This is a genomic window from Corallococcus exiguus (assembly GCF_009909105.1).
GTDB lineage: Bacteria > Myxococcota > Myxococcia > Myxococcales > Myxococcaceae > Corallococcus > Corallococcus exiguus.
Genome location: NZ_JAAAPK010000008.1, coordinates 635152 through 653056 on the forward strand (window position 1 = coordinate 635152; position 17905 = coordinate 653056).

Consider the following 17905-nt stretch of genomic DNA (forward strand, 5'->3'; position numbering starts at 1 on the left):
TTACGCCTTGCGGAGGGCCTTCGCCAGCAGTTCGGCCACGGCCTGCACCGTCGGCTCACGCAGCAGCGTGTGGTGGGTGCCCGGCAGCTCGTGCGCTTCGAGCTGTTCGCCCACCAGCGCCGCCCAGCCGCCGTCGGGCGTGCGAGTCTCGTCCCGCTCCTCCGCGTGGATGCGCAGCACGTGCTGATCCATCGCGGGTGGGTGGTAGCGCCGGGCCGCTTCGAGGTTCGCCTCGAAGACCTGGAAGAGGGCCGTGGCGTCCATACCGGGCGGCAGGGCTTCGGCCAGGGCCGCGGATTCCAGCACCGTGTCCACGTCCAGGTCCGTCAGCGGCACGCCCATCAGGTCCTGTGCGAACAGGGCTACCGCCAGCGTGCGGTCCAGGTCCGGCTCCGAGTCCGGCACCGTCTCCGGAACGTACGAGTCGATCAGCGCCACCAGCTCCACCGATTCACCTGCTTCGCGGAGCTGGTACGCCATCTCGTAGGCGATGACGCCGCCCAGGGACCAACCGCCCAGACGGTACGGGCCGTGGGGCTGGACGCCTCGCACCACGCGCACGTAGCTGGCGGCCAGGGCCTCCACGGTGTCCAGCGGTTGATTCGTGCCGTCGAGGCCTCGGGCCTGGATGCCGTAGAAGGGCTGATCCGGTCCCAGCCTCCGCGCGAGCTCCGCGTAGGCCAGCACGTTGCCTCCCACCGGGTGCACGCAGAAGAACGGCGGCGCGGTGCCCGGGCCTTCCTTCGTGAAGGGCACCAACGGCGTGAAGGGCTTCGGCTCCTCCGGCTCGGCCTCCGCCAGCAGGACCGCGAACCGCTCCACGCTGGGGGCCTGGAAGAGCGCGGACAGCGGGAGCTTCCGGGCCGTCTCCCGGTGCACCGCCGCCATCAGCCGCACCGCGAGCAGCGAGTGCCCACCCAGTTCGAAGAAGCTGGAGCGCACGTCCACCGCGGCCACGCCCAGGGCTTCAGCCCAGAGGCGCTCGAGCATTGCTTCCTGTTCGTCCCTGGGACTGACCATCGCTTCGGGGTTCGTGGCCTGGTCCACCGGGGACGGCAGTGCCGCTCGGTCCACCTTGCCGTTGGGCGTCAGCGGCAGGACGGGCAGGGCGACGTAGGCCGCCGGGACCATGTAGTCAGGCAGTGAGCACTGGAGGTGGCTTCGGAGCGGAGCGGTGTCCACCTCCGGCGCCACGTACGCCACCAGCCGCTGCACGCCTGGCACGTCCTCGCGCACCAGCACCATCGCGTCGCGGATGCCCGGGTGCGTGCGCAGCGCTGCTTCGATTTCGCCCGGCTCGATGCGGTAGCCGCGCAGCTTCACCTGGAAGTCCACGCGCCCCATGAAGTCCAGCGTGCCGTCCTGCTTCCAGCGGACCCGGTCGCCCGTGCGGTACAGGCGGGCTCCGCGCTCCGTGCTGAACGGGTGGGGAAGGAAGCGCTCCGCCGTGAGGTCCGGCCTGTTGCGGTAACCGCGTGCGAGGCCTTCGCCCGAGATGAACAGCTCGCCGGGCACTCCCACGGACACGGGGTTCAGGTTCGCGTCCAGCACGTACACGCCCACGTTGAGCATGGGCCGGCCGATGACGGGCGTGGGCTGCGCCGTGCCCTGGATGCACTCGATGGTGGACGCCACGGTTCCTTCGGTGGGGCCATAGGCGTTGTAGGCCTTCGTGTGATTCGTGGCCGCGAGCGTGCGCCACGTCACCTCGTCCATCGCCTCACCGCCGATGAAGCAGATGCCCGGCACGTGGGATTGATCCAGGAAGCCCGCCTCCAGCAGCAGCTTGAACAGCGACGGCGTGCAGTCCAGCGCGTCGATGCGCCGCTGCTCCACCCACGTGAGCATCGCCTCCGGATCCTGCCGCACGGCCTCCGGGACGATGCACAGGCAGTGGCCGTCAGCCATCAACAGCAGCTGCGTCACGGACGCGTCGAAGTAGAGCGGCCCGTTGAGGCTCACCCGCATCACCTTCGGCGCCTGCGTGTAGCAGGCCTCCGTCAGCGAACGATGCAGGTGTGCCAGCGAGCGGTGCTGGATCATCACGCCCTTGGGCATGCCCGTGGAGCCAGACGTGTAGATGACGTAGGCCAGGTGCTCTGGCCGTGTCGCCGTGCGCGGGTTGCCCGGCGAGGACGCTTCGATGCGCCGCGCGTCCACGTCCAGCCGCACCACGTGCCGCACCGCCGGCTGCCACGACTCCACCTGGGCCTGGGTGGTCAGCAGCACGGCCGCGCCGCTGTTCTCCAGGATGAACGCCCTTCGCGCTTCAGGGGCCGCGGGGTCGAGCGGCACGTACGCGCCGCCCGCCTTGAGGATGCCCAGGAGCGCGACGATGGCCTCCGGCGAACGCTCCAGGCAGAAGGCCACCGGCACATCCGGGCCCACTCCCAGCGAGCGCAGATAGTGCGCCAGTTGGTTCGCGCGCACGTTGAGCTGGTGGAACGACACCGTCGTGTCGCCCATCACCACGGCGGGCGCCTTGGGCGTGCGCGTCACCTGCTGTTCGAAGCGTGCGTGGAAGGGCAGGTCGGACTCGAAGCGGATCCTCTCGCCGCTCCACTCCTCCAGCACCCACTGGCGCTCCTCCGCTGTCAGCAGGGGTAGGGAGTCCAGCGCGGCATCGGGCTTCGCGACCGCGCCTTCCAGCAGTTGGACCAGGTGCTCGGACAGCCTGCGGGCCGTGGCGGACTCGAAGAGGTCCGTGGCGTAGGAGAGATCGCCCTCGAAGCCTCGCTCCGTGCGGCTCAGCGTCAGGTCCAGGTCGAACTTCGTCGTGGGCAGGTCCACCTCCACCGGACGCAACGTCAGCTCCGGCAGGCGCACCTCCGCATCCGGCATGTTCTGGAGCGCGAAGAGGACCTGGATGAGCGGCGTGCGCGACAGGTCGCGCGTGGGCTGCACGGCTTCCACCAGTCGCTCGAAGGGGATGTCCTGGTGTTCGTACGCGCCCAGCGTGGTGGTGCGCACCTGCGAGAGCAGCTTCCGGAACGACGGACGGCCGTCGAACCTGGCGCGCAAGACCAGCGTATTGACGAAGAAGCCAATGAGGCCCTCCGTCTCCGCGTGACGGCGGCCCGCGATGGACGTGCCCACCAGCAGGTCCTCCTGCCCGGAGTACCGGTGCAGCAGTGTCTGGAAGGCCGCGAGCAGCACCATGAAGGGCGTGGCGCCTTCCGCCTGGGCCAGCGCCTCCACTGCCTCACTCAACGACAGCGGCAGGCGCACCGGGAACGTCGCACCCCTGGCGGAACGCTGGGGCGGACGCGGCTTGTCCGTGGGCAGGGCCAGGGCCTGCGGAGCTCCGGACAGCTGCTGTGTCCACCAGCCGAGCTGCGCGTCCAGCACTTCGCCCTGGAGCCAGCCGCGCTGCCACACGGCGAAGTCCGGGTACTGCACCGGCAACGGGGCCAGCGGCGAGGGCTGACCCTGCCGGAAGGCCTCATAGAGCGCGGTGACTTCGCGCACCAGGATGCCCATGGACCAGCCGTCGCCGATGGCGTGGTGCAGGCACAGGAGCAGCACATGTTCCTGCTCGCTCAGCTTCAACAGCGTGAGCCGCGTGAGCGGACCCATGGCGAGGTCGAAGGGCTGCAGCGCGTCCTCGCTCGCGAGCCGCACGGCCTCCGCTTCTCTCTCATCGTCGGGCAGGCCCGTCAGGTCCACCACCGACAGGATTCCGGTGGGGGCGGGGTGCACGTGCTGGCGGGGTTCGCCGTTGTTCGCTTCGAAGGTGGTGCGCAGCGCTTCGTGGCGATGCACCAGCGCGTCGAAGGCCCGTTGCAGCGCTGGCACGTCCACCGCGCCGGAGAGCCGCAGCGCGGTGGGCATGTTGTAGAGCGCGCTGCCCGGGTCGAGCTGATCGATGAACCACAGCCGCTGCTGCGCGAACGACAGCGGATGCGGGCCGGGGCTCGTCGCGGGACGCAGCGGCGGCAGGGCGCTGGCCTCCGGTGCGTCCGGCAGCCGCTGGGCGAGCGCCGCCACGGTGGGGGACTCGAACAGCGCCCGGACGCCCACGTCCACGCCGAAGCGGGCGCGGATGCGGGAGACCAGCTGCGTGGCCAGCAGCGAGTGGCCGCCCAGCTCGAAGAAGTGGTCGTTGCGGCCCACGACGGGCACGTTCAACAGCTCCTCCCACAGCGAGGCCAGGGCCACCTCCGCGGGCGTCGCCGGAGCCTCGTACGAGCGCGCGGCGCGCCACTGTGCTTCCGGTGACGGCAGCGCCTTGCGGTCCACCTTGCCGTTGGGTGTCAGCGGCAGGGAGGGCAGGGTGACGAAGGCCGACGGAACCATGTACTCCGGCAGGTGTTTGCGCAGGTGCTCGCGCAGCACCTCCGTGTCGCCGTCCGTCACCACGTAGGCCACGAGCCGCGCGTCGCCCGGCGTGTCCTCCCGGACCAGGACCACCGCTTCCCGGACGCCCGAGTGGGTGCGCAGTGTGGCTTCGATTTCGCCCAGCTCGATGCGGTAGCCGCGCAGCTTCACCTGGAAGTCCAGGCGGCCCATGAACTCCAACGTCCCGTCCGGCCGCCAGCGGCCCTTGTCTCCCGTGCGGTAGAGGCGGGCTCCGGGCTCCGCGCTGAAGGGATCCGGGACGAAGCGCTCGGCCGTCAGGTCCGGACGGCCCAGGTAGCCGCGCGTGACGCTTTCGCCGGAGAAGCACAGCTCGCCCGGCATGCCGAAGGGCACCAGCCGCTGCCGTGCGTCGAGCACGTACGCGTTCAGGTTCGCCAGCGGCCGCCCGATGACGGGCTCCGTCCGGGGACTGCCCTGGATGGGGGTGCCCGTCGTGCCGACCGTGCACTCCGTGGGGCCGTAGCCGTTGAAGGCACGCGTGCGGTCCGTCCCCGCGAGCCGCCGCCACGTCTCCACGTCCAGCGCGTCGCCGCCCGTCAGGATGACCGGCGGCACCCAGGCGCGCTCCAGCAGCCCCGCCGCCAGGAGCGGCTTGAGCTGCGCGGGCGTGCAGTCCAGCGCGTCGATGCGGTGCTGCTCCAGCCAGGTGAGCATCGCCTCCGGATCCAGGCGCAGCACGTCCGGGACGACGTGGAGGCAGTGCCCGTCGATGAGGTGGACCACGCGCTCAATCACCGCGTCGAAGTACAGCGGCGCGTTGACGCTGATGCGCTGTCCACGCGGCTGGCCCGCGTAGAACGCTCGGCCCATGGCCCGGTGCATGTTGAGCACGGAGCGGTGCTGCACCATCACGCCCTTGGGCGTGCCCGTGGAGCCGGACGTGTACAGCACGTACGCCAGGTGCTCCGGGCCCGTCAGCGCGGGCAGGGGTTCGTGGGAGAGGGCACCCAGGCCGGGCTGCTCCACGTCCAGCCAGACCTCCTGGACGCCGTAGGGGCTCCAGTCCCCGCACGCGGTCTCTGTCGTGACGAGCACGGCCGCGGCGCTGTCCTTCAGCACGAAGTCCCTGCGCGCTGGCGGGGCTCCGGGGTCCAGCGGGACGAAGGCTCCGCCCGCCTTGAGCACCGCGAGGAGCGCGACGATGGACTCCACCGAGCGCTCCAGGCACAGCGCCACCCGCACCTCCGGGCCCACCCCCACGGAGCGCAGCCGCCACGCGAGCTGGTTGGCCCGCGTGTCGAGCTGCCGGTACGTCAACGCCGTCTCCCCGAACACCACGGCTGGGACATCCGGGGTGCGCGCAACCTGCCGCTCGATGAGGCCGTGCAGTGTCGCGTCGCGCTCGAAGTCGAGCAGCTCACCGCCGCCCATGCGCACCAGCCGCACCAGCTCCTCCGGCGACACGAGCGATACGTCCGCCAGCGGCAGGTCCGGCGCGTCGCACACGGCCTCCAGCAGCCGGCGCAGGTGCGCGGCGAACCGCTCGATGGTGCCCGCGTCGTACCACTCCGCGGCGTAGTGGAAGCGGCCCTCGTAGCCGTCGCGGGTCCGGTTCAGGTCCAGCGCCAGCTCGAACTGCGTCGGGCTGCCGCCGTCGAAGGAGGCCGGCCCCACGGTCAGGCCGGGCACCGCCAGCTCCGGCACGGGCGCGTTCTGGAGCGCGAACATCGCCTGGAAGAGCGGTGTGCGGCCCAGGTCGCGCTCGGGCTGGAGCGCCTCCACCAGGTGTTCGAACGGGATGTCCTGGTGCTCGTATGCGCCCAGCGTGGTGGCGCGCACCTGGGCCAGCAGCTCGCGGAAGGTCGTCTTCGCACCGAAGCGGCCGCGCAGCACCAGCATGTTCACGAAGAAGCCGATGAGGCCCTCCGTCTCCGCGTGCCTGCGGTTCGCGATGGGCGAGCCCACCAGCACGTCGTCCTGTCCGGACATGCGCGACAGCACGGCCTGGAACGCTGCCAGCAGCGCCATGAAGGGCGTGGCGCCTTCGGCCTGGGCCAGCGCGTCCACGCGTTCGCTCAGGACACGAGGGAGCGTCACCCGGACCAGGCCGCCTCGCTGCGTGGAGGTGGCGGTCCTTGGCCGGTCCGTGGGCACGTCCAGCACGAAGGGCGCTCCGGCCAACTGGTTCTTCCACCACTCGACCTGCGCTTGCAGCACGCCGCCCTGGAGCCAACCGCGCTGCCAGACCGCGAAGTCCGCGTACTGCACCGGCAGCTCCGGCAGGGCGGCGGAACGGCCCGCGCGCCGGGCCTCGTAGAGGGCCGTGAGCTCCCGCACGAGGATGCCCAGGGACCAGCCGTCGGACACGATGTGGTGCAGGTGCAGCACCAGCACGTGCTCCCGTTCCTCCAGCTTCATCAGCAGTGCACGGATCACCGGCCCGCGCGTCAGGTCGAACGGACGCAGCGTCTCCGCGTGGCCCTGGCGCTGGGCTTCGGCCTGCTTCGCGGTGCGGCTGCCCAAGGCCGTCAGGTCCACGAATTCCAGGGGGACGTGGCCCTCTGGGTGGATGTCCTGCACCGGCTTGCCCGCCTCCATGCGGAAGGTGGTCCGCAGGGATTCATGCCGCGCCATCAGCGCGTCCAGGCTGGCGCGCAGCGCGTCCACGTCCAGGTCGCCGGTGAGGCTCAGGGGCAGCGGCATGTTGTAGAGCGGGCTGCCCGGCTCCAGCTGATCGACGAACCACAGCCGCTGCTGCGCGAAGGACAGCGGCGGCGCGGACGTCCTCGCGGCACGGACCAGCGGCGGCGCCTGGGTGCGTCGCGCGTTCACCAGCCGCTCCGCCAGCGATGCCACCGTGGGCGCATGGAACAGTTCGCCCAGCGGCAGCTCCACGCCCAGTGTCGACCGGATGCGCGAGACCACCTGCGTGGCCAGCAGCGAATGCCCACCCAGTTCGAAGAAGTCGCCGTGGATGTCCACGGTGTCCAGATGCAGCACCTCCGCCCAGATGCCCGCGAGCGCCTTCTCCAGCTCGCTCCGGGGCGCGGCGATGGCGCCGTCCGTGACGCGGGTCTGGGGCGCGGGTAGGGCCTTGCGGTCCACCTTGCCGTTGGCGCTCAGGGGCAGCTTCGGCAGCACCACGATGGCCGAGGGCACCATGTAGTCCGGCAGCTGCTTCTGCACGGATGCTCGCAGCGCTCCCGTGTCCAGGCCTTCCGCTTCACCGCTCACCACGTAGGCCACGAGGCGCTTGTCGCCGGGCACGTCCTCGCGCACCACGACCACCGCCTCCTCGACCTCCGGCGACTGGCGCAGCACGGCTTCGATTTCGCCCGGCTCCACGCGGTAGCCGCGCAGCTTCACCTGGAAGTCGGCGCGGCCCAGGAACTCCAATGTCCCATCGCGCTGCCAGCGCACGCGGTCGCCCGTGTCGTAGAGGCGCGCTCCGGGTTCAGCGGCGAAGGGGTGGGGGATGAAGCGTTCGGCGGTGAGGTCCGGGCGCTGGAGGTAGCCCCAGGCCAGGCCGTCTCCGCCCACGTACAGCGTGCCCGGCACACCCGGCGGTACGGGCTGGAGCGTCGCGTCCAGCACCCACGCCGTGGAGTTCGACAGCGGCCGGCCAATGGGCACCGAGCGGCCCACGGTGTCACCGGCGCGCAGCGTGTGCGTGGCGGAGAATGTCGTGTTCTCCGTGGGGCCGTAGCCGTTGACCAGCACGGCGCCCGGGGGCAGCCGCTTCAGGTGTTCACGCACGCGCTCCACGGGCAGCACGTCACCGCCCGCCAGCACCTGCTTCACTCGGGCCAGCGCGTCGCCCTGGTGCAGCACCATCTGTTCGAAGAGGGCGGCGGTGAGCCACAGCGTGGTGATGCCCTCGCGCCGCAGCAGCGCTCCCGTCTCTTCCAGTGACAAGGACTTGGGCGGAGCGAGCACCAGCGTCGCGCCGTTCAGCAGCGCACCCCAGACCTCCAGCGTGGACGCGTCGAACGCGATGGGCGCCAGGTGGAGGAAGACCTCCTCGGGTCCGAAGTGGATGAAGTCCGCGCCGCGCACCAGACGCGTGATGCCCCGGTGCGGGACGCTCACGCCCTTGGGCCGGCCGGTGCTTCCCGACGTGAACATCACGTAGGCCAGCGCGTCGGCGGAGACATTCAGGTCGAGTGGCGTCCCCGGCTGCCGCGCGATCTGGGCGTCATCCGCGTCCAGCAGGACCTGGAGGTCCGTCACCTGGGGCAGTTCATCCGCCAGCGCCTCCTGCGTGACGAGCACGCTCACGCTGGCCGCCTGGAGCATCCAGGTGATGCGCTCCGCGGGGGTCTTCGCGTCCACCGGCACGTAGGCCGCGCCGGCCTTGAGGATGCCCAGCAGACCTGTGACGAGGTCGAACGACCGCTCCAGGCACAGGCCCACCCGGTGGCCGGGCCGTACGCCCTGGCGCCGCAGGTGGTGCGCGAGCTGGTTCGACGCGCGCTCCAGCGCCGCGTACGTGAGCGTCTCCCCGCCGGACTTCAGCGCGATGGCGTCCGGTGTGCGCGCGGCCTGTTCCGCGAAGAGGGCGCCCACTGACGCGTCGCGCGGGTAGTCCCGGGCGGTGTCGTTCCACCCGATGAGCAACCGCTGGCGCTCGGCATCCGTGAGCCAGGGCAGCTGCCCCAGCTGCGTGTCCGGCGCTCGGACGGCGGCCTCCAGCAGCACTCGAAGGTGTTCCGCCATGCCGGCCACGGTGGCCGGTTCGAAGAGGTCCTGGTTGAAGACGAGGCCTCCGTCGAAGCCGTCCGGCGTGCGCATCATCAGCCACTGGAGGTCGAAGAGGATGACCTCCGGGGTGGACTCCAGTGGGCGCAGCGTCAGCCCCGGCAGGGACAGCTCAGGCAGGGGCGCGTTCTGGAGCGTGAAGGTCACCTGGAACAGCGGCGTGCGGCCCAGGTCTCGCTCCGGATGGAGCGCCTCCACCAGCTTCTCGAACGGCAGGTCCTGGTGCTCGTACGCGCCCAGCGTGGTGGTGCGTACCTGCTCCAGCAACTCACGGAAGCGGAGCGTGTCGCGGACCCGCGTGCGCAGCACCACCGTGTTCGCGAAGTAGCCGATGAGGTCCTCGGACTCCGCGTGGCGGCGGCCCGCGATGGGCGACCCCACGAGCACGTCCTCCTGGCCCGCGTACCGGTGCAGCAGCAGCTGGAAGGCCGCGAGCAGCACCATGAAGGGCGTGGTGGAGGTCTGCTTCGCCAGCGACTCCAGCGCCTCGCTCAGCTCGCGCGGCAGGGTCATGGGCTGCACGCCGGCCCGGAAGGACTGGCGCGTAGGACGCGGGTGGTCCGAGGGCAGATCCAGGTAGGGCGCGGCGTTGTCCAGCTGCCCGCGCCAGTACGCCACCTGCGCCTCCAGCACGTCGCCCTGGAGCCAGCCGCGCTGCCAGAGGGCGTGGTCGGCGGCCTGCACCGGCAGCTCCGGCAACGGCGACGGCTGCTCCGCGGAGAATGCCGCGTAGAGGGCGCCCATCTCCCGCACCAGCACTCCCGTGGACCAGCCGTCGGAGATGATGTGGTGCGTGTTGAGCAGCAGCCGGTGCTTCGTGGGCCCCAGCTTCATCAGCAGCCCGCGGAACAGCGGGCCCTGCTCCAGGTCGAACGGGGCGCGGGCCTCCTCCAGCGCCAGCCGCGATGCCTCCGCCTCGCGCGCCTCCGCCGTCGGCAGCACGGACAGGTCCTCGTGCCGCAGGGGCATGGGGAAGGGCGGATGGATGATCTGCGACGGCGTGCCCTCGTGCGCACTGAAGGTCGTGCGCAGCGCTTCGTGGCGGCGCACCAGTTCGTCGAATGCGGCCAGCATCACGATGATGTCCAGCGTGCCGTCCAGCTCCAGCATGCTCGGGAGGCTGTAGGCGTTGCCCGCCGTGCCGAGCTGCTCGATGAACCAGAGCCGATGCTGCGCGAATGACAGAGGCAGCACGTCCGGACGCTCCGCGCGAACCAGCGCGGGCAGGGCGGACTCGGGGACTTCCAGGGCCTCGGAGGCGGGCTGCCGGAGGGCGTCGATGCGCTCGGCCAGCGCCGCGACCGTGGGCCCTTCCAGCAGGGCGCGCAGGGGCAGCTCCACTCCGAAGTGCTTGCGCACGCGCGACACCAGTTGCGTGGCCAGCAGCGAGTGACCGCCCAGTTCGAAGAAGCCATCGTTGCGTCCCACGGCGGGGACGCGCAGCACCTCGCTCCACAGCGGGATCAGCGCCGCCTCGGTGGGCGTCGCGGGCGGTTCGATGACGCGCTCCGTGGCGGGCGCGGCTTCCGGTGCCGGCAGCGCCTTGCGGTCCACCTTGCCGTTGGACGTCAGCGGCAGGGCGTCCAACGTGATGAACACCGCGGGCACCATGTACTCCGGCAGGTGACGGAGCAGGTGCTCGCGCAGGGGCGACGTGTCCACCTGGGGCGCGACGTACGCCACGAGCCGGTCGTCGTGCACCTGCACCACCGCGTCCCGGATGCCCGGGTGCGCGCGCAGCGTGGATTCAATCTCACCCAGTTCGATGCGGTTGCCGCGCAGCTTCACCTGGAAGTCCAGGCGGCCCATGAAGTCGAGCGTGCCGTCCTCGCGCCAGCGGGCCTTGTCGCCCGTGCGGTACAGGCGCGCGCCGGGCTCCGGGCTGAAGGGGTCCGGAAGGAAGCGTTCGGCCGTGAGCGCGGGCTGGCCCAGGTAGCCTCGCGTGACGCCTTCACCGGAGAGGCACAGCTCGCCCGGCGTCCCGATGGGCGCCAGACGCTGGTTCGCGTCGAGCACGTAGGCGCGCAGGTTGGTTATCGGCCGGCCGATGACGGGCAACGGCTGGGGCGCGCCCTGGACGGCGATGGTCGTCGCGTCCACGGTGACCTCCGTGGGGCCATAGCCGTTGTAGACACGCGTGCGCTTCGTCGCGGCGAGCTGCCGCCACGTCACCTCGTCCATCGCCTCGCCGCCGATGGTGAAGCGCCCAGGGAGGTGGGCACGCTCCAGCATTCCCGCGGACAGCAGGAGCTTGAGCTGCGACGGCGTGCAGTCGAACACGTCGATGCGCTGACGCTCCATCCACCCGAGCAGGGTCTCTGGATCCAGGCGCACGTCCTCCGGGACGATGACCAGGCAGTGGCCGTCCAGCAGCTGGATCACCTGTTCGATGGACGCGTCGAAGTACAACGGCGCGTTCACGGTGATGCGCTGAGCGGGCGGCAGCTCCTCGTAGATGCTCCGCGTCATCGCCAGGTGCAGGTGGATCACCGAGCGGTGCTGCACCATCACGCCCTTCGGCGTGCCCGTGGAGCCGGACGTGTAGATGACGTAGGCGAGGTTCCCCGCGCCCACCACCGGCGGCGGGTTCTCCGAAAACCTGTCCGACTGTCCGACAGGTTTTGTGTCCAGCCGCACCAAGTGGGGCACTTCTGGGTGCCACGCTTCTTGCACCGCCTGCGTCGTCAACAGGACGGACGCGCCACTGTCTTTGAGGACGAACGACTTGCGCGCGGCCGGAGCCTTGGGGTCCAGCGGCACGAAGGCTCCGCCGGCCTTGAGCACGGCCAGCAGTGCCACGATGGCCTCCGCCGACCTCTCCAGGCACAGGCCCACCGTCACCTCCGGGCCCACTCCCAGCGACCGCAGGTGCCAGGCGAGTTGGTTGGCCCGCGCGTTGAGCTGCTGGAAGGACAGCGTCGTTTCCTCGAAAACCACTGCGTCCGCATCCGGCGTCTCGGCGGCCTGCCGTTCGAAGCGCGCGTGCACGGTGGTGTCGCGCTCGAAGTCCACGACGTCGCCGGTGCCGGTGCGCAGCAGCCATGCGCGGTCCTCGGACGGGAGGAGGGACACGTCTGTCAGCCGGGCCCCGGGCTGGATGAGGGTTTCGAGCGCCTGACTCCACTGGCCCAGCACGCGCTGCACGGAGGCCGCGTCGAAGCGGTTCTCGTCGTAGGACAGGTGCAGTTGGATCTCACGGCCCGGGTGCACCGTGGCCGACAGCGGGTAGTTCGTGCTCTCGCCCATCTCCAGGTCGCGCAGATCCAGCGCCGTGGAGCGGCGCAGCACCGATTCGTCGAGGGGGGCGTTTTCGAAGACGAGCAGCGACTGGAAGAGCGGCAGGCCTCGGGGGATGTCGCTCCAACCGTGCGCGGCGACCAGTGGCGTGTGCTGGTGCTGCTGGATGTCCAGCAGCTTCGCCTGGAGGGACTGGAGCCACGACAGCACGGGCACGTCCTCGTCGGGGAGCGCGACGCGGACCGGCAGCGTGCTGATGAGCAGGCCCAGCATGGCCTCCGAGCCCGCGAGTTCCGGCGGCCGACCCGCGAACGTGGTGCCGAAGAGGACATCGCGCGTGTCCGCGTGGCGCGCCAGCACCAGGGCCCATGCCGCCTGCGTCAACGTGTTGACCGTGAGCCGGTGTTGCCGGGCGAAGGCCTCCAGTGCCGCGGTGCGTGCCTCCGGCAGGGTCAGCACCCGGTTTGGCTGATTCACCGTGCCGTTGGGTTGCGCGGATTGAGGGCGTACGGACGGCAGGGGCGTGGGCGACGACAGGCCTGACAGCTGGTTGCGCCAGAAGCGTTCGTCCTCGGCGACGTCGCGCTGGCCCAGCCACGCGATGTAGTCCCGGAACGGCGGACGTCCGGCGGCGGGCAGTGGCGTCCCGGCGATCAGCGCGTCGTAGATGGCGAAGACCTCCTGGAAGAACAGGCCCAGGCTCCAGCCGTCGAAGAGCAGGTGGTGGTGGCTCCATACGAAGCGCCACCGCGCGTCTCCCAGCCGCACCGCCGTCATGCGCGACAAGGGCGCGCGCGACACGTCGAAGCCGCGCGCGCGATCCTCCGCGAGCAGCCGCTCCAGCCCCACCTGCTGCTCCGGCTCCGGCAGGTGGCGCCAGTCATGCGCTTCGAACGGCATCACCGCGCGTGAATGCACCGCCTGCAGCGGCGTCTCCAGGTCCTTCCACACGAAGGCCGTGCGCAAGATGGGGTTGCGGTCCACCGCCGTCTGCCATGTCCGCTGGAACAGCGCGAGGTCCACGTCCGAGTGGACCGACCACGCGGCCTGCTCGAAGTAGAAGCCCGACTCCGGATCATTCAGCGCGTGGAAGAGCATGCCCTCCTGGAGCGCGGAGAGCGGGAACAGGTCCTCTACCGTGGGACCCTGCGCCTCGAGCACCGCGTCCAGTGAGGCCTGGGACAGGCGCGCCAGGGGGAAGTCGCTCGGCGTCCTCCTGCTCGCGTCCTCCGAGTTGCGTCGGGCGATGAGCTCGCGCAGCGCGCGCGTGAAGCCTTGGGCCAGGGCTTCGATGGTGGCGGTGTGATGCCACTCATGGCTGAAGCCGAAGTCCATCCGCAGCTGTCCGTCCACGACGAAGCCGTCGATGGACAGCGCGTGCGCGCGATGGGACCGGGGCGCCACCGTCAGGCCGGTGGGCTCCGTGCCCGGCGCGAAGAGGGCGCTGGTGGAACCATCCAGCTGCTTCAACTCGTTGAAGACCACCTGCGCGGACGGCAGGGCCGCGAGCCGCTGGCGGAGCTCCTCGGGCCCCATGAACCGCAGCAGGCCCTGGCCGATGCCTCGGTCGGACCATGTGGACAGCGAATCGCGCACCGCGCGCAGGCAGTCTCCGGTCGAGCCGCCCTCCGGCAGTTGGAGCAGGACCGACGTCAGCGACGTGAAGCACCCCACGGTGCGGGACACGTCCGCGTCCGCGAAGAGCTCCTTTCGACCGTGGCCCTCCAGGTCGATGAGCAGGCGCGACTGGCTTGTCCACTCGCGCAGGGCCTGGGCCAGGGCCGTCAGCAGGATCTCGTTGATCCGCGCCCGCCAGGCCGCCGGCGTCTCCTGGATCAGCAGCCGCGTTTCCTCCGCATCCAGCCGCACGGAGACGGTGCGGTGAGATGCCGCGGTCCCGGGCCCGGAGCCGTCAGCGGGCAACGGCGCTACGTCACGCCGGGCCTCGTCGAGCCAGAGAGACGTCTGCACATGCAGTGCGTCGGACAGCGCGTGGACCTCCAGCCTGCGTGCCCAGGCGAGGAACGAGGTCGTCTTCGTGGGAAGCGCGGGAGACTGGCCCGCGCGCAAGCGCAGGTAGGTGGACTCCAGGTCCTCGACAAGCACCCGCTGGGACGCGGCGTCCACCACCAGGTGGTGGAAGATCAGCAGCAGGCGCTGCTCTTGTCCGTCGCCGAAGTGGAAGAGGGCGGCGCGCAGCAGGGGCGGCCGGGACAGGTCGAACGAAGCCTGGAGGCGCTCGGCCTCCTCCTCCAGCCGCGCCGCGCGCATCTCCGCGGGCAGTTCGGACAGATCGAACTGAAGCAGGGAAACCTGGGCCTCATCGGGCGCGGCGTCCTGCTGGCGCCAGGCGCCACCGTCCTCACGCATGAAGCGCATGCGCAGGGCGTCGTGGTGGACCACCAGTGCCTGGATCGCCTCTTCCACCCACGCCGCCTTCAACGGCTGGCGCGCCTGGAGCAGCAGCACCTGATTGAAGTGATGGGCGTGCGTGGGATCGCGCTCCAGCAGCTGGCGCTGGATGGGCGTGAGCGGCACCTCGCCCACCACCGGTCCCTGTTCCGCGAGGCGGCCCCCGCTGACGCGAGCCACGGAGGCCAGGGCCTCCAGCGTCGGATGTTGGAACAGGTCGCGGACAGACAGCTGGATGCCGGCCTGCCGGGCCCTCGCGACAGCCTGGAGGCTGATGATGGAGTCGCCGCCCAGCTCGAAGAAGTTGTCATCGAGCCCCACGCGTTCGACACGCAGCACCTGCGCCAGGACCTCCGCGAGCGTCCGCTCCATCTCCGTGCGGGGCGCGATGTACTCGCGCGTCGCCGCGCGCTGGCCCTCTGGCGTGGGCAGGGCCTTGCGATCCACCTTGCCGCTGGACGTCAACGGCAGCGCCGGCAACGGGATGAAGATCGCGGGCACCATGTACTCGGGCAGCCGCCGCGACAGGAGGGTCCGCAGCGAGGCCAGATCCAGGTCCGCGCCCGAGACGACATAGGCGACCAGGCGCCGCGCACCGGGCGCGTCCTCGCGCACCACGGCCACGGCCTCCCGGACATCCGGGTGGGTGAGCAACGCTGCTTCGATGTCGCCCAGCTCGATGCGGAAGCCGCGCAGCTTCACCTGGAAGTCCGCGCGGCCCAGGTACTCCAGCGTGCCGTCGATGCGCCACCGGGCGATGTCGCCCGTGCGGTACAGGCGCGCGCCGGGCGTGCCACTGAAGGCGTCGGGAATGAAGCGCTCGGCGGTGAGCGAGGGGCGGCGCCAGTAGCCTCGGCCGACCTGTACGCCGCCGATGAACAGCTCTCCTGGGATGCCCACGGGCACCGGTTCACCGCGGGCATCCAGCACGTGCATGCGCGTGTTGGCCACGGGCCGGCCGATGGGTACTACTCGCAGGGCTTCGTCGCGCGGGCACTCCCAGGACGTCACGTCCACGGCGGCCTCGGTGGGGCCGTAGAGGTTGTGCAGCGAGGTGTGCGGCAGGCGCGCCTGGGCACGGAGCACCAGGTCCGCGGGCAGGGCTTCGCCGCTACACATCACCTGGCGCAGACGCGCCAGGGACTCCAGGCCGGGCTCTTCCACGAAGGCTCGCAGCATGGAGGGCACGAAGTGCGTGGTCGTGACGCCCTCTCGCGCCATCAGCGCCACGAGGTAGTCCGGTTCCTGGTGACCGCCGGGCCTCGCGAGCACCAGCCGCGCGCCCGTCATCAGGGGCCAGAAGAACTCCCACACCGAGACGTCGAAGCTGAACGGCGTCTTCTGCAGCACCGTGTCCGACGTCGTCAGGCCGTAGCGCCCCTGCATCCAGCGCAGGCGGTTGACGATGCCCGCGTGCGCGTTCATCGCGCCCTTGGGACGGCCCGTGCTGCCAGACGTGAAGATGACGTACGCCAGGGAGTCATCCCCAGCCAACGGCACGGGACGCGCCGTGGACTCATCCACGAGCAGGTCCGCCTGCGCATCCAACGCGATGACGTGCGCGGCATGCGGAGGCGTCGCGGTACGGAAGCGCTCTTGCACCAGGAGCACGGGCGCGGCGGTGTCCTCCAACATCCCGGCGAGCCGTTCCGCGGGCGTGGCCGGATCCAGCGGCACGTAGGCGGCTCCGGCCTTCAGGATGCCCAGGAGGGCGACGACCATCTCCAGCGAGCGCTCCATGCAGACGCCCACCAGGGTCTCCGGGCCCGCGCCGCGAGCACGCAGGTGGTGCGCGAGTTGGTTGGCCCGGGCGTCGAGCTGCGCGTACGTGAGGCGCTGGTCCTCGAACTGGAGTGCGATGGCCTCCGGCGTGCGTTCGGCCTGGGACTCGAAGAGATGGTGCAGCGTGGCCCCGGCGGGGAAGTCCACGCGCGTGTCGTTCCAGCCGCGCAGCACCTGTTCGCGGGCGGCCGGCGTGAGCAACGACAACGTCGCGAGCGGAGCCTCCGGAGTCGCGATGATCTCCCTCGCGAGCACCACCAGGTGCTCCGCCATGCGCTCGATGGTGGCTGCGTCGAAGAGGGCGGTGGCGTACTCCAGGTGGCAGGCGATGCCCGTGCGGCTCTCCAAGACCTCCAGGGACAAGTCGAACTTGGCCGTGTCGTTGGGGACCTCCACCTGGCTCAGTGCCAGCGACGGCAGCTGGCCCCGGGCCTCCGGCGTGTTGATCACGTTGAGGACGGCCTGGAAGACCGGCGTGCGGCTCAGGTCGCGGGGGAGCTCGAGTGTCTCCAGGACGCGCTCGAAAGGAGCGTCCTGTCGCGCGTAGGCCTCCAGGGCCTGGGTGCGCACGCGGCCCAGCAGCTCCACGAAGGACGGCTGGCCGGACAGCTTCGAGCGGAAGGGCAGGGTGTTGATGAAGCACCCCATCAGCCACTCGACCTCCGGGCGCGTGCGGCCCGCGATGGGCGTGCCCACCACGAAGTCGTCCTGGCCCGAGTAGCGCGACAGCACCGTCTGGAAGAGCGCCATCAGCACCATGAACGACGTGGCGCCTTGCTTGCGGCCCAGCGCCAGCAGCGGCGCGGACACTTCGGCCGGGAACGCGAAGCGGTAGCGCGCGCCCGCGAAGGACTGGAGCGCGGGACGTGGCCGGTCCGTGGGCAGCTCCAGCGTGGGCGCCCCGGCCAGTTGCTGCTTCCACCAGGCGAGCTGCGCCTCCATCACGCCGCCGTCCAGCCAGGCGCGCTGCCACACGGCGTAGTCCGCGTACTGCACCGGCAGCTCCGTCAGGGGCGACGGCTGGCCCGCGTGGAACGCGGCGTAGTTCGCCGTCAGCTCGTGCGCGACGACCATGTTGCACCACGCGTCGGACACGGCGTGGTGGAAGACGATCGCCAGCACGTGCACCTGGGGTTCCAGGCGCAGCAGCGTCGCGCGCAGCACGGCCTGATCCAGGTCGAAGGGCAACAGCGCGTAGGCCCTGCAGAAGCGCTGCATCTCCGCTTCGCGGGCTTCAGGCGAGTCACCCTCCACGTCGCGGCGCGGGAGCGGCAGGCCGCGCGGCGGGTGGATGTTCTGCACCGCGCGGTCGCCCTCCAGCGCGTACGTGGTGCGCAGCACTTCATGCCGCGCCACCAGCGCGTCCAGCGTGGCCTGGAGCGCGTCCACGTCCAGCTCCCCGACGAGGCGGAAGAGC

Annotated in this window: 1 protein-coding gene (cut by a window edge); it reads right to left on the reverse strand. The window is 70.9% G+C overall.

Annotated elements, in window-relative coordinates; all coding sequences use genetic code 11:
• Window positions 1-17905 carry part of the coding region annotated (locus tag GTZ93_RS28830) for a non-ribosomal peptide synthase/polyketide synthase (protein ID WP_161663127.1) on the reverse strand (this coding region is incomplete at its 5' end). Its footprint extends 17366 nt past the window's final position, so 17905 of the 35271 annotated nt are shown.